The following is a 12,482-nucleotide window of genomic DNA, read 5'->3' on the forward strand; positions in this document are numbered from 1 at the left end:
TCCGAGGTCCGCGGCACCGCAGATGCGGCCTGAGATCGACGTGGAAACCATGACGTTCAGATCCAGCAACGGCGCACCGGCCGGAATCTACGTCGTCCGGCTCTACGAGGATGAGAGGCTCTGCTCGTTCAGCATCGGCTGCCTGCCGACAGGGTGGTTCGGCGAGCCCCGCCTCAAGAAGTTCTACGCGGCACTCCCCGATACCCTTCTGCGACAAGGTATCCGCGCCGACTACGGCCACTGCCCGGACAAGTACCTCGGCTGAACGGCCATAAACACACCGCAACGATCTCGCCAGCGCCTATGCGTTGGCGGGGCGGATGGGTCCCTCGACTGCCCACCAGCCGCATTCCGACGCTGGCCTTTGTCACTCCGCCCATACCGTGTGACGGAGCCTGTGTTGCGCCACCACCGCGACGTCCGTCTCGCGTGACCTGCTGCGCGTCAGTCCGGCAGCCAGTGCAGCTCGTGTGCCAGGGTTTTGGCGACGGTACGGATGCGGCGGTGTAGTGGTGACTGCACGCGCGGGAGGACCAGGTGGATCGTCAAGGTGGGTGCGCCCTGCAGCGGTCGCCACGTGAGACCGGCCGGTAGTGCCGGGACCAGCGGCTTTACTGGCCGGGGCGAGGGTGAGCCCGTCGCGTAGGTCGCGCTGAAACATGTCGAAAGAGACTGCGGGCGTGCGGAATCGGGGGTTCGGCCGGGTGTCGCGGAACAGTGCGGACAGCTGATCGTGGATCACGGGGTTGGCTGTACGGTCGGGGAGTCGCAGCGGATACGCGGCCGCATCGGCGATCTCGATCTCCGGGTGTTCGGCCAGCGGATGATGCTGTGCCAGTTGGACACCGACGCGCTCACGCCGCAGCAGGAACCGGCGCACGCCACGACCCGGCTGTTCACCGCGGGTGATCCCCGCATCGATGCGGCCGTCGGCGACCGCGGGGGAGATCTCCGGTGTCGCCATCGGGACCGCGCCGACCTCGAGTCCCGGGCTGCTGCGAATGAGCCTGTCCACCAGTGCCGGTGCCGTCTCGGCCCCCGTGCTGAGGCTGTATCCGATGCGCAGCGTACCCAGTTCGCCGGCCCCCGCATTCCGCGCGGTGTCCCATGCCCGGTCCAGCGCCGCCAGCGCGGGCGGCGCGGACTCCGCCAAAGCCGCACCGGCCGTGGTCAATACGACGCTACGCGTGTCACGAACCAGCAGGCTCGCACCGAGTTCCGCCTCCAATCGGCGCATCCGGGCACTGAGTGCGGGCTGCGCGATACCGATCCGTGCGGCCGCGCGGGTGAAGTTCAACTCCTGCGCCAGCACCAGGAAGTACCGCAGGCTCACCGTATCCGGCGCCACATGCCCTCCCCCTCGATTGATAACGATCCGTTCTGAGCCTATCTCGTCCCGGTCTTTCCCTTGGTCACACATCAAGCCCTAACCTGCGCATATGACGATTCAACCGACCGCGGTACCGGACACCGCACTCATGAACGATGCAGGAGGCAGTCATGCATAAGCTGGTGGTCCTGTATCCCGAGCCCGCCGACCCTGACCACTTCCGCGACTACTACGTGACCAACCACCTTCCACTGGTCATGAATTGGCCCGGCCTGCTTGCGTGGCGCTACAGCTTCGACGTGGCGGCGACCAAGGGAGAAACGCCGTATTTCGCGGTCTTCGAAGCCGACTTCGCTGACGCCACCGCCATGGCCGCGGCACAGGCGTCGGCGCACGGCCAGCGGCTGGCCGCCGATGTCGCCAACTACGCCACCGGCGGTGCGGTCGTCATCCACTATCCGGTGCAGGAGGGCACCGGCTGAGGCGGGACGGTACGCAAACATTGGCCAGCAGTCGTTCTCGCGAATGTCCGCCTCTGCCAACGAGCGGGTGTCATCGGAGAGCGGGGGTCATTCGGTGGCCGATGTTGCAGGCCGGGCGATTCGATCGGGTGCCCGAACTGTTGATCGGCGTGAGCTGAGTCGGAGTAGGGGATATGACTGTCGTCGGGGGCGAGATTGCGGCGCTGCTCGAGGTTCTCGGGCTTCGGCTCGGTGACGACCGCATTCTCGCCGCGATCGCACTCGTCGGCCCGAAGATGACGGTCGAGGGAGTTCGACTCGAACCGGTCTGACCATCGGAGCCGGAGCGCTTCTGCCGACGCGGATGCGCCTTTCCGGCTGTACCGATATGTGGCGCTGCCCACCGATCCCGAAGTCAGCGGGAGCGCGGATTGCTGAGCGTACGCGGACAGCGCATTTGGATCAGGTGAGGTCGGATTGGTGTTTGTTGGCCTGCGGCCGGTCACGCATCGCGCGGCATAGGGCGGGTACCGCGAGCAGTAAAGCGATCCCTCGGACTCCGCCTGCGATGAGATACGGTGCGCGCAGTCCGAGTAGGTGCGCGACCAGTCCGCCGATCAGCGCGCCGACCGGAATCAGCCCCCAGCCGAGCATCTTGTAGACGCTGCTCACTCGTCCGAAGAGTTCGGTCGGCACGATTTCTTGTCGGAGGCTGACGACCACGATGTTCCAGAGTGTGACGACGAAGCCGTTGGCAGCCAGCATGCTGCCCAGCACGAAACTGTTCGGACTCAGTCCGATGCCAACGAAGGCAACGACGTTCGTGGCGAGCGCGGTGAGAAGAGCGGGAAGCGCGCCGATCTTGTCGATGATGCGTGCGTTGATCAGACCGCCGAATACGCTGCCGGTAGCGGCGCTTGCGAGCAGCAGGCCGTAGCCGGCGGTGTCGACCCGCAATGTCTGAGTCGCGAGCAAGACGAGTACTACGTTGCCGAGTTGGCCGCAGAAAGTGTTGACTCCGAGCAGGATTGCGAGCGTGCGCAGCAGCCGGTGACAGGCCAACCAACGCAAGCCCTCTGTGATTGGTCGATGCTGGACCGTTGGTCTTCGACGCCGGGGCAGCGTTGACAGCAGTACGGCGGACACAACGAACGTGGCAGCGTCGATCCCGAACGGCAGCGCCGCGGTAATAGCGAACAGGAGACTGCCCAATGGTGGTCCCAGGAACTGCTTGCCGACCGTCACCGACGTCTGCTGATTTCCATTCGCCTTGTGTAGCAACGACTTCGCGACAATGTCCGGCAGGATCGCTTGGGACGCGATGCTGAAGACGACATCGCACGCCCCTAACCCGAAGCTGGCGCACGCCAGCACGCAGATGTCGACGTGGTCGAATACGGCCAGGATCGCGACGACGCCGACGATCACTGCCTGTATCAATTGCGAGCGCCACATGAGGCCGACAGGCTCGCGTCGGTCTATCACCGCGCCTGCTTGCAGGGACAGCAGCAACCAGGGCAGATACATCGGCAGTTACGACCGACATGAGCCGCGGGTCGTGGGTGATGGTCACTGCCAGTAGCGGGACCGCGGCTGTGAAGGCTCCATCGCCGATGTTGCTGATGCCTGTCGCCAACCACGATCGCCAGTAGGCACGAGATAGGCGTGGTTCTGCATGTGTCCGAGTCATGGCGAGATCGTCTGGTTTCAAGCGCCGTCGCGACAGTATTTAGGTCAGTGCTACACACTCGGATGATGACGTTGCGGATTGATCTGGGCGTTGCCGAGTTGGCGGCTACCCGCTTCGCGATTTCGCCTCTGTCAGAGACGGTTTCCGCGCTGCAACAGTTGGCGGGTCGCCAGCGGCAGGCCAGCAACCTGCCATGGCTGCGATGGGCGACCGATGAGCTTGCCGGGGATCCACTCGACCTTCCAGCTACTTGGCCGCTGGTCGCGAACGTGCGAGCGAGCTGGCCCGAATTCCTGGTCCCCGCGCCGGTGGGCACCGAGTCATCGATCATCGACGATCTGGAAGCGCTGCAACGCACCAGCGCCGGGCAGGTGCGGGCTAGCCTTCGCCGCGTGTTCGGGGAATCCCTCCCGGAGAACGTCGCCTCGCTCGCCGCGCGGCCGATCGCGGGATTGAGTGCGATCGCGACGGAATTGCATGCGGCACATGACCGGCTCATCGCTCCGCACTGGTCACGCATCAGGGCCGTCCTCGACGCCGACGTCAGCTATCGCGCCAAACATCTGGTCGCCGGTGGTGCCGAGAAGCTGTTCGCCGATCTGCACTCGGATCTGCACTGGCGTGATGGTCGGCTGATTTTGCAGCGGCCGCGAGGGCAGAGCGAACGTCCAGTGTGTCTCGGACCGCGCGGGCTTGTCCTGATCCCCGTCGTTCTCTGCCCTCCGGAAGTGCTGATCAAGAAGAGCACGTCCACGCAGACCACAGTGCGGTATCCGGCACGGGGTATCGGGTCACTGTGGACTGCAGGGAATCAGACGCCCGCAGCCAGCACGATCCGCTTACTCGGACGGGTGCGGACCGAACTGCTCGAAACATTGCGATCCCCCGCGACGACCGGGGACTTGGCTCGAATGTTCGGTGTCACGCCCAGCGCGGTGTCGCAACATCTCCGCGTACTGCGCGATTGCGGGCTTGTCGCTCGGGAACGATCGGGGCGCAACGTCCGGTATGTCGTTACTGCCCTGGGTATTCGCCTTCTCTCGGAGCAACCCGACCGCGGGCACCAGCGCCGGATCTGAAACGTCGTAACCATCGAGGGTCTTCTGCGCGCTGGAAGCGGCGATCTTGTCCAGCAGTCGATCGCGGTGGTGTTGCCGAACCACAGTCGGCGGCTTCTTCCGAAATCCGCAGGCCTGCACGAAGCTGACATGGACCTTCGGCGTCGAAGCGGATATCTACGAGCCAGTTGAGCAGACCTGAAGACTCGTCACCGGGTCCGCCGGAAGTTCTTCCGCTACCTGCGGGAATGAGATCGATGAGCGGTTGATGACAGCTCGATGACGCCGGTCGGTCGCGGTGTTGGTTCTCTGGAGAGCGTGTTCCACAGACAGGCCGAATGGAGTGTGTTCTCTTGATGATCAACAATGATTTCCGCCCACAGGGCGAGGAAAAGCCGGTCTCGCGCAGATCCCGATGGCTGCCGATGGCGGTCGCAGCCGCCGTGGTGATCGCGGGTGCCGCGGCCTGCACCGCGGCCGGTGGTGACCAATCCCCGCCGGCGGCCCAACTCTCCATCGCTGCCGACCCGGACAAGGGGTTGGCCTCCGGCCAGTACCTCTACGTCGGGAGTCGCGGCGACGGGATCGGGAATTCGCGGGGCGACGTGGCTTACCAGGGCAGTCGACGCGGGAAATCTGGATGCCGGCTGTCTGGACCGACGAATGGATGGAACGCCGCGATCACGCCCGGCCGTTCAAGATAATCCCCGCCAGCGAGGACACCCCCGAGAAACAGCAGTGGTTCGAGCAGGGTGTTTTCGACGGAGAATGGCGGGCTGCCTGCGGGTCGTGGAGCTATATGGGCGTGAACGTCGACAAACCCGCGTGCCGCCCGATCGAGGGCGAGTGGCACCGGCCCACACCGGATTTCCTTGCCGCGCTACCGCGGGACCCGGACGCGTTGCTGGCCAAGCTGAAGGAAGGCCCCAGTCCCGACGCCAAGATCAGTCCGGAACTCGATGCCTTCGGTGATGCCCAGGAGTTCCTTTCCACCGGCAGGGTGCCGAAGGACCTGCGCGCCGTGCTGCACCAAGCGCTGCTGCGGATGCCTGGGATCAAGGTCGAGGAGAACGTGCCGAATCTGGACGGGCGCAAGGGCACCGCGCTCGGCTTCGTGGACGGCACCCGCTACCTGCCGCAAGGTACCGAACTCAACGAGATCATCATCGATCCGGTTAGCGAGCAGATCATCGGCACCCGCAACACCATGGTTCGCGACATGGTGCTCGGCGAGGGCAACCAGACCAATCCGGCGGTGGTCTTCCGCGCGGGCCAGGTGATGGGCCACTCCACGATCACCATCGCGGTCGTCGGCAAGCTCGGCGCCAAACCCGCCGCCTGACCCGACGGCCCCAAACGATGTGCGCGGCAGGCCGGCTCCGTGCATCGGTTTCGGATGGTTGTGACGCGCCGGGTCCGCAGACTGAATCGGTCGCGGCGCGGTGGCCCGCCGCGATGCACAGCATGATGGGGGGATGACCGAGCGGGTGAGCACATGCGTGCGTTGTTGATATTGATCGTTGTGCTGGTGATTGCGCTGATCGTCGGTGACCGCGTCGCGGTGGGGATGGCGCAGAACGAGATCGGGCGCAAGATCGCCGCAGACTACAGTCTGCCGAACCAACCGAGCGTCGACATCGGCGGTTTCCCGTTCCTGACCCAGGCCGTCGACGGCAACTATCACCACATCGACATCCGAGTCGGCGACTGGAGCGGGCAGAACCTCTCGGTGCACAACCTCGATGTCACGCTGATCGATGTAGCCGCGCCGCTGACCGACCTGCTCAACAACCGCACGTCGAACCTCGTCGCGGCCACCGCGACGGCGACGGCCGTGGTGCCCTACGACACCGTGCAGGGCTTCGCGCCGTCGGGCGTGGAGTCGATTTCCAACAGCCCGGACGGGCTGCGCGTCACCGGGACATTCCCGGTGGAGGGTATCCAGGTGCCGGCGACGATCGTCGTCACCGTCGCACCGACCGACGAAGGCATCGAGGTCACTCCTGTCTCGGTCCAGTCCGCGGCAGGCGGACCGACAATGCCCCTGGCCATGCTCCGCCGAACCCTCACCTTCACCGTGCCCCTACAGCGGCTGCCACTCGGCGCGAAACTGACGGCAATCCAGCCGGGCGCCGACGGCCTCCATGTCACCGCCGTCGCCCACGACGTGCGCTTCTCCGACCTGCCGTAAGCACAGGCGCGGCTGTACCTGCGGTCAGCTCTGTCTGGTGGGCCGGATGGTGATGTCGCCGATCTCGACGTCATCGGGCTGCTCGATGGCAAACGCGATGGCGCGCGCAACGGCATCCGGGCTGATGCCGAGATTCGCCATGCTTTGCTGCATTTGTTCGCGCTGTTCCGGGTTGTCCAGGTAGTCGACGAGTTCGGTGCGGACGAATCCCGGTGAGATGGAGGTCGTGCGCAGCACGCCGTCGGTGGACTCCTGGCGCAGCGCCTCCAACAGCGTGCGCACGGCATTCTTGGTCCCCGCGTAGACAGCCTGCGTCGGAACGATTTTCAGCCCTGCCGTCGATATCGTAGTGACGAAGTGCCCGCGGCCCTGACGGCGGAACACCGGCAGCGCGGCGGCGATGCCGTGCAGCACACCGCGCAGGTTGACGTCGATCATCGCGTCCCAACTGTCGACGTCGAGGTCGGCCATCGGCGCTATCCGGGCGACTCCGGCATTGCTCACCAAGACGTCGAGACGCCCGAATCGGTCCACCGCCAGCGTCACCAACTCCTCGAGATCGACTCGCTTGGTGACGTCGACCTCCAGCATCTCGGCCCGGCCGCCGGTAGCCCGGATGCGCGTCACCATCGAGCCGAGCCGGTCAGTTCGCCTGGCGCCCAGCACAACTGCCGCACCGCGGGTCACCAGCTCCAGCGCGGTTGCCGCGCCGATACCGCTACTGGCTCCCGTGATGGCGACGACCTTGCTGTCCATGCTGCTCATTCGAGACGTCTCCTCGCCTGGTCCGACAACTGTCCGATGACAACTCACGGTAACGACGTCTCGCGGCCGCCCGGAAAGCGGATCGGCGGTTGGCAAATCGAGGTGAACAACTTGCGCTGCCCGCGTAACACGGTGGTGCCGAACGCGATTGACCTGTTACGGGGAGCGATCGAGGTGTGTGATGACCAACGCGGAGAAAGTCTCGATGCTGCGCGGGGTACTGGCCGTGATGATCGTAATCGGCGGGCTGTTCGTGGTCGGGAACATCCAGAACGGTCCGTCAGCGCCGCCTCAATGGAATATCAAGTACCCGGTAGTCATGACGCAGTTGCCACCGAAATACTGGCTGGATTGCGGAAACTGAACCGTGCCGCGGGGCCCCGACAGGACCCCGCGACCGGCTGAACTACACCGACCCGCATCCGTCAGGCGGCGTCGAGTGCCGCCGTGATCTTGCGGGCCATCGCAGCCACGGCGGGGGTTGCCTCACCCTTGCGGGCCTGGACGGCGGCTTCGACGGCGACCAGGACGGTGTCGCGGAAGTTGTCGGCCTCGCCCGGATGCTGCTCGCCCAGCAGGTGCATGGCCGCGGACAGGGCAGGCAGCACCTGGTCGGCGAGTTGGGCGACCGTCTTACCTTGCAGGTGAATGTCTTTGGACTTGGCGGCGAGCACGTGCCCGACCAGTCCGGTCGCCGAGGCCAGGGCGATGGAGCCGTGGCTGATGCCCTTGTGTGGCGCGCCGGCGGCGGCCATCAGTGACACGGCGCCGTAGGCGGCGGTGCGCAGGGTGCTCTTGTCCTGGTCGGTGAGGGTGATGGTGCTGGACATGTCGTGTACTCCTCGAAATCGTTTGTGGCACTGGGCCGTTTTGTTCGATGTACACACTTTGGCCGGGCCGGCTGACACCGACCTGACACCCACCTGACAGTTCCGCTGACACCGCGCCGCCGCGGTCTCAGCGTCCTGCGGCGGTGAGCTGATAATCCGCTTCGAGCAGCAACCATCCGCTCAGCTGTACCGAGAGATCGCGGTTCAGATTCTCCGACGGAGCGGCGGACGAGCGCACGAGCTGGGGAAGCGTCCCCGGCAGCGGCGGCACCGTGACCGGGCGGTTCCAGTCCGCACCGAACAGCGGTAGCCCGTCCACCTCGGCGCGGTTCCGCCAGGCCGCCCGCGCGGAAGCGTGCACGATATCCGCGGCGGTGGTATCGCCTAGGGACAGTGCGGCTTCCGCGAGATACCTGGCGAGGATACCCATGAACAGCCCGGAGTCGTCCCCGGCGGCCGCGGCGATCACCCCCGCGTTCGTGAGCCTGTCCCCGGTCGCCGCAATGAGGTCTTTCGCGCGCCGATGATGGACCGATTCGCCTGTGCGCAAAGCTAATTCGGTTTCCAGCCCGATAGCGACGCCCTGACAGTAGGTGAGGATGATCCGCTCGATTCGTCCGCCGGGCTCATGGACACCGTCGAGAATCAGGCCGCTGCCGTTGTCGCGCAGTCGGTTATGTAGGAAATCGGCGAGTTCTCGGGCGCGTGACAGCTCACCCAAACGCGCCATGGCGATACCGGTCGGACCGATCGCGGGAGTGTTGTAGTACTCGTCGCCGGCGCGCCAGGGCACCGCACCGACGGCCGGGTTCCAGCCGTCCAGCAAGTCGGCCCGCAGGTCGCCGACGGCGTTGCCGAACCGGATTCCGAGCAGCCGGTCGGCGCGTTCGAGCGCCAGCGCCAGCCATGACATGTCGTCGTAGTACCGGTTGGTCCAGCCGGTGAGGTTGCGGGTCCGAATACCGCGTGCGAGGGCGATGACCCGGTCGATGCGTTCAGGGGTGCGAGCGCGATACGCGGCGTCGACCGCGCAGTCGAGCAGATGGGCTTGCCACCAGTAGCACCATCGCATGAAGGACTGGTCCAGCAAGGATGCAGGCCAGATGAGCGTGCCGAGCTGAATCTGTGGTTGGCCCCAGAGCGTGCGCACATGTCGCTGCACGATTGCTTGTTCGGCAAGCTCCGCCCGCTGCCCTGGATCCTCGGGGCCGGCGGACACCTTGCGCGTGATCAGCACCGCCTGCGTCGGCTGTGCCATCACGGTGAGCGGGATCGAAGCTCCCGCCGCCAACAGCACCCGGCGTCGGCTGATCCCCATGTTCTGGCGATCCATTCGCTCGGACTCCCTTTACTGAACAACGTCGCCGCAGCCGGAAACCGTGCAGTTCAATTCTATCGCGCAACGCCCGTCGCGGCGCGCCGACGAACTGCGTTATCCGGGCTGGCCAGCTCTTCGTAGAAACTGTTCAACTGCGGTTTCCACGAGTCCATCGAGCAGTTCAGTTTCGATGATGTCGATCGTCGTGATGCCTTGCCGGGTCGCAAGGGGATGATCCCGATCGTTCGGAGATCGCTTGCCTGAAGTTCGCTCTGCGTTCTTGGAAACATCAACGCGATGGCCGCTGCCCGCATCCCCAATGGCACGTCCGTCGACGGCGCGGGCAGGGGTGCCGACGAAATCGCAGCTGTCACGGCTCGACGGCGGCACCACCGAAGCGTTCACCGTCCCGGAACGACAGCGGCAAATCGATCGGCTGCCGCTACTTGCCGCACGCAAAACGATGCACAACTGGCTGACCGAACCCGATGATGACAGGCATGAGTTCTGGTTCTCCGCAACCGATCCCGCCTGCGCCCCGCCGTCGGAGCGGAGTGTTGGCTCGCGGATCGGGTGGCCTACGTCGCCCTTCACCCCCGCCCGCGGGCCGGTGGCGGCGGGTACGACACGCTGCGCAGGCAACGTTCGGCTGGGCGGGCTGGGGGAGAGTCGGCAGCATCGGCACCGGGGTCGCCGCGGTGGCCGTCGCTATCGCCGCGGTGGCCGGACTCTGGTTCACCAACCAATCGCTTCGTGCCACACGAGATCAGTACGGACTGTCCGAACAGGGCCAAGTCGCCGATCGCTTCAGCAGAGCTGTCGAGCATCTCGGGTCATCGGCAGTCGAAACCCAACTCGGCGGTATCTACTCGCTCGAGCGCCTCGCTCGTGACTCCCCGCCCGATCGCGCAACGATCTTCGAGGTACTCAGCGCGTTCGTGCGCACCCACCCAGCCTCTGCGCAAACATGCGGCCAGACAACTGAATTGGGGAGTTCGCCGAACCCGGGATCTACCGCGCCCATTCCGGCCACTACCCAAGCCGCACTCACCGTGATCGGCCGCGGAAACACTCGCCACGACAACAACCCGATCGACCTCACGGACACATGTCTCGCCTACGCGAACCTGCGCGGTGCGAATCTGTACCGCGCGACTCTGACCTATTCGAACCTCTCCCATGCCGCCCTGTCATGTCCGGCCACCGAGAAACCGCAATGCGTCGACCTGTCCAAGGCAAACTTGTTCGGGGCCAACCTGATTGGCGCGAAGCTCGGCGGCGCTGACTTGACCGGCGCGCTTCTCGTCGGTGCCGATCTGACCGATGCCGAGCTGACCTGCTACTTCGGCAGTGCTGGTGCGGCGTGCACGTCGCTCGCCGCAGCAAACCTCGTCAGTGCCAACCTTTCTCGCACGGATCTGGCGGGTGCCGACCTGTCCATCAGGGATTGCATGAGTGTCAAGCTTCCCCACAGCCAGATGTCCTTGCCGCTCTGCTCCTTGAGCTCCCGGACAGTGGCGATCGGGTCGCGCGTCACGGTCGCGGCGGGAAAGTCACCCCAGGGGGCGTCGTCCAGCTTCGACGAGGCGACGAACTTGGTGAGCTTGTTGAGCTTCTCGCCGTACTCGCCCTGGTCCGTGACGTCGGCCCAACCCGTGGACTGGGCGTAGGTGTTCGCGCCGAGAATCAACGTGTCGACCGAGTCGACCATGCCCAGCACGCTCGCCTTGAACGCGCTGTCGGTGGTTTCGGAGAAGGGCCCGGCGGACACGAAGCTGAGCCCGCCGTCCTCCTCCGCGACGATGTTGTCGACGGTAACCCACTGCTGGACTACGAGTTTGCGCATGGTGGTGATCTCCTTCGTCGTGCGGGCCGTTGTGGCCGCTCTGTCCCTGGGACGGAGCCGGTGCCACATTCTCGACATCGGGAAGCGTGCCGATTCGGCGGCCGCGGGAAATCCGCATCGTCGGCCGAAGCGCGGACCTGATTCAGCGTCAGAGGCACCTGCGGCATGGCTAGGGTGAGTGGATGGAACCGGATGCGCGGCAACTTCATGCGTTGTCGTTCGGCACAGCGGCGGTCGAATATGCCGAGCACCACCCGGATTACGCGCCGGCCGCGGTGCGCTGGGCACTGGAGTCCGCGCCCGGCCCGCGCGTACTGGATCTCGGGGCTGGGACCGGCAAGCTGACCGGCACGCTGGTCGCGCTGGGCGCCGAAGTCATCGCGGTCGAGCCCGACCCGGCGATGCTGGCCCAGCTGCGCAATGCACTGCCGACTGTCCATGCCCTGGCGGGCAGTGCCGAGGTGATACCGCTGCCGGACGGGTCCGTCGATGCCGTGCTTGCGGGAAATGCCTTGCACTGGTTCGACATGGGTGTGGCGGGGCCCGAGATCGCCAGGGTCCTCGCACCCGGCGGCATCCTGGCAGGTCTGTGGAATGTCATGGACAACCGGGTCGACTGGGTTGCCGGGCTCGAGCAGATCAGCGGCACCGCGGCCGTCGGCCCGCGTGACACGTTCAGCAGCTGGCGCGCCGCGACAGCAGGCTTGCACCTTCCCTCCACCGGCGTGCGCGCTCGGTTCGGCTCGCCCGAGCAGGACGAGTTCTCGCACGGGCAGCGCCGCACCGCCGACTCCCTGGTCGCGACAATCGCTACGCGCGCCGGGATGCTGGTCATGCCAGAACCGGAACGCGAGGCCACACTCAGCCGAATCCGCGCCTTCCTCGCGAGCCGACCCGAGACCATCAGCGACGAATTCACCCTCCCGATGCTGACCGGGGTACTACGCACCCGCCAGCTGTGAGAACCGGGCCGACCTCCAACTCCCAGCCCCA

Annotated in this window: 15 protein-coding genes; 9 read left to right on the plus strand and 6 right to left on the minus strand. The window is 65.6% G+C overall.

Going from position 1 to position 12,482, the window contains the following annotated elements:
• The first annotated feature begins 49 nt into the window (after positions 1-49).
• Positions 50-265, plus strand: coding sequence for a hypothetical protein (locus ACQPW1_RS19470; RefSeq protein WP_433664111.1), 216 nt, complete (start codon positions 50-52; stop codon positions 263-265).
• 102 nt (positions 266-367) lie between these two features.
• On the opposite strand, the gene ACQPW1_RS19475 is transcribed toward ACQPW1_RS19470, so the two are convergent.
• A complete protein-coding gene (locus ACQPW1_RS19475; RefSeq protein WP_433664112.1) occupies positions 368-1,348 on the minus strand; it encodes a LysR family transcriptional regulator in 981 nt (326 codons plus the stop codon).
• Between the two features lie 152 nt (positions 1,349-1,500).
• Here ACQPW1_RS19475 and ACQPW1_RS19480 point away from each other — a divergent pair, with 152 nt between their 5' ends.
• Both ACQPW1_RS19480 and ACQPW1_RS19485 read left to right on the plus strand, forming a co-directional pair.
• Positions 1,501-1,812 (plus strand): EthD family reductase, encoded by a 312-nt coding sequence (locus tag ACQPW1_RS19480; protein WP_433664113.1) that lies wholly within the window; start codon positions 1,501-1,503, stop codon positions 1,810-1,812.
• Positions 1,813-1,985: 173 nt separating this feature from the next.
• Positions 1,986-2,123, plus strand: a complete 138-nt coding sequence (locus ACQPW1_RS19485) for a hypothetical protein (RefSeq protein ID WP_433664114.1) — start codon at positions 1,986-1,988, stop codon at positions 2,121-2,123.
• A gap of 130 nt (positions 2,124-2,253) precedes the next feature.
• Here ACQPW1_RS19485 and ACQPW1_RS19490 read toward each other — a convergent pair whose 3' ends face one another.
• Positions 2,254-3,318: an MFS transporter gene (locus ACQPW1_RS19490; protein ID WP_433664115.1), complete on the minus strand. Its 1,065-nt coding sequence runs from the start codon at positions 3,316-3,318 to the stop codon at positions 2,254-2,256.
• A 138-nt stretch (positions 3,319-3,456) separates the two neighbouring features.
• Between ACQPW1_RS19490 and ACQPW1_RS19495 the strand changes: the two genes are divergently transcribed.
• From ACQPW1_RS19495 to ACQPW1_RS19505, 3 genes are all read left to right on the plus strand, one after another.
• Positions 3,457-4,560 (plus strand): ArsR/SmtB family transcription factor, encoded by a 1,104-nt coding sequence (locus ACQPW1_RS19495; protein WP_433664116.1) that lies wholly within the window; start codon positions 3,457-3,459, stop codon positions 4,558-4,560.
• Between the two features lie 619 nt (positions 4,561-5,179).
• Positions 5,180-5,881 (plus strand): hypothetical protein, encoded by a 702-nt coding sequence (locus ACQPW1_RS19500; RefSeq protein ID WP_433664117.1) that lies wholly within the window; start codon positions 5,180-5,182, stop codon positions 5,879-5,881.
• Between the two features lie 153 nt (positions 5,882-6,034).
• Positions 6,035-6,730 (plus strand): LmeA family phospholipid-binding protein, encoded by a 696-nt coding sequence (locus ACQPW1_RS19505; RefSeq protein ID WP_433664118.1) that lies wholly within the window; start codon positions 6,035-6,037, stop codon positions 6,728-6,730.
• A 24-nt stretch (positions 6,731-6,754) separates the two neighbouring features.
• On the opposite strand, the gene ACQPW1_RS19510 is transcribed toward ACQPW1_RS19505, so the two are convergent.
• Complete coding sequence (locus ACQPW1_RS19510; RefSeq protein WP_433664119.1) at positions 6,755-7,495, minus strand: SDR family oxidoreductase; 741 nt, start codon at positions 7,493-7,495, stop codon at positions 6,755-6,757.
• A gap of 181 nt (positions 7,496-7,676) precedes the next feature.
• Between ACQPW1_RS19510 and ACQPW1_RS19515 the strand changes: the two genes are divergently transcribed.
• Positions 7,677-7,859: a hypothetical protein gene (locus ACQPW1_RS19515; protein ID WP_433664120.1), complete on the plus strand. Its 183-nt coding sequence runs from the start codon at positions 7,677-7,679 to the stop codon at positions 7,857-7,859.
• Positions 7,860-7,920: 61 nt separating this feature from the next.
• Here the strand turns inward: ACQPW1_RS19515 and ACQPW1_RS19520 are convergent, their stop codons facing one another.
• The 3 genes from ACQPW1_RS19520 to ACQPW1_RS19530 form a co-directional block, all read right to left on the minus strand.
• Positions 7,921-8,325, minus strand: coding sequence for a hypothetical protein (locus ACQPW1_RS19520; protein WP_433664121.1), 405 nt, complete (start codon positions 8,323-8,325; stop codon positions 7,921-7,923).
• Positions 8,326-8,452: 127 nt separating this feature from the next.
• Entirely contained in the window at positions 8,453-9,658 is a 1,206-nt protein-coding gene (locus ACQPW1_RS19525) for a glycoside hydrolase family 76 protein (RefSeq protein WP_433664122.1), read from the minus strand.
• Between the two features lie 99 nt (positions 9,659-9,757).
• A complete protein-coding gene (locus tag ACQPW1_RS19530) occupies positions 9,758-10,048 on the minus strand; it encodes a hypothetical protein (RefSeq protein ID WP_433664123.1) in 291 nt (96 codons plus the stop codon).
• 95 nt (positions 10,049-10,143) lie between these two features.
• Between ACQPW1_RS19530 and ACQPW1_RS19535 the strand changes: the two genes are divergently transcribed.
• Together ACQPW1_RS19535 and ACQPW1_RS19540 are read left to right on the plus strand one after the other, a co-directional pair.
• A complete protein-coding gene (locus tag ACQPW1_RS19535; RefSeq protein ID WP_433664124.1) occupies positions 10,144-11,313 on the plus strand; it encodes a pentapeptide repeat-containing protein in 1,170 nt (389 codons plus the stop codon).
• A gap of 358 nt (positions 11,314-11,671) precedes the next feature.
• The gene (locus ACQPW1_RS19540) at positions 11,672-12,451 is read left to right on the plus strand and encodes a class I SAM-dependent methyltransferase (protein WP_433664125.1); all 780 of its coding nucleotides are present in this window, start codon (positions 11,672-11,674) and stop codon (positions 12,449-12,451) included.
• Positions 12,452-12,482: the final 31 nt, after the last annotated feature.

It is taken from the genome of Nocardia sp. CA-128927 (genome assembly GCF_050955855.1).
In the GTDB taxonomy this organism is placed as follows: domain Bacteria; phylum Actinomycetota; class Actinomycetes; order Mycobacteriales; family Mycobacteriaceae; genus Nocardia.

Excerpts from the sequence above, each read along its gene's own strand:
- ACQPW1_RS19470 (WP_433664111.1), top strand. The coding sequence starts at position 50 with ATGACGTTCAGATCCAGCAACGGCGCACCGGCCGGAATCTACGTCGTC.
- ACQPW1_RS19480 (WP_433664113.1), top strand. The coding sequence starts at position 1,501 with ATGCATAAGCTGGTGGTCCTGTATCCCGAGCCCGCCGACCCTGACCAC.
- ACQPW1_RS19485 (WP_433664114.1), top strand. The coding sequence starts at position 1,986 with ATGACTGTCGTCGGGGGCGAGATTGCGGCGCTGCTCGAGGTTCTCGGG.
- ACQPW1_RS19490 (WP_433664115.1), bottom strand. The coding sequence starts at position 3,318 with ATGTATCTGCCCTGGTTGCTGCTGTCCCTGCAAGCAGGCGCGGTGATA.
- ACQPW1_RS19500 (WP_433664117.1), top strand. The coding sequence starts at position 5,180 with ATGCCGGCTGTCTGGACCGACGAATGGATGGAACGCCGCGATCACGCC.
- ACQPW1_RS19505 (WP_433664118.1), top strand. The coding sequence starts at position 6,035 with ATGCGTGCGTTGTTGATATTGATCGTTGTGCTGGTGATTGCGCTGATC.
- ACQPW1_RS19510 (WP_433664119.1), bottom strand. The coding sequence starts at position 7,495 with ATGAGCAGCATGGACAGCAAGGTCGTCGCCATCACGGGAGCCAGTAGC.
- ACQPW1_RS19515 (WP_433664120.1), top strand. The coding sequence starts at position 7,677 with ATGACCAACGCGGAGAAAGTCTCGATGCTGCGCGGGGTACTGGCCGTG.
- ACQPW1_RS19520 (WP_433664121.1), bottom strand. The coding sequence starts at position 8,325 with ATGTCCAGCACCATCACCCTCACCGACCAGGACAAGAGCACCCTGCGC.
- ACQPW1_RS19525 (WP_433664122.1), bottom strand. The coding sequence starts at position 9,658 with ATGGATCGCCAGAACATGGGGATCAGCCGACGCCGGGTGCTGTTGGCG.
- ACQPW1_RS19535 (WP_433664124.1), top strand. The coding sequence starts at position 10,144 with ATGAGTTCTGGTTCTCCGCAACCGATCCCGCCTGCGCCCCGCCGTCGG.
- ACQPW1_RS19540 (WP_433664125.1), top strand. The coding sequence starts at position 11,672 with ATGGAACCGGATGCGCGGCAACTTCATGCGTTGTCGTTCGGCACAGCG.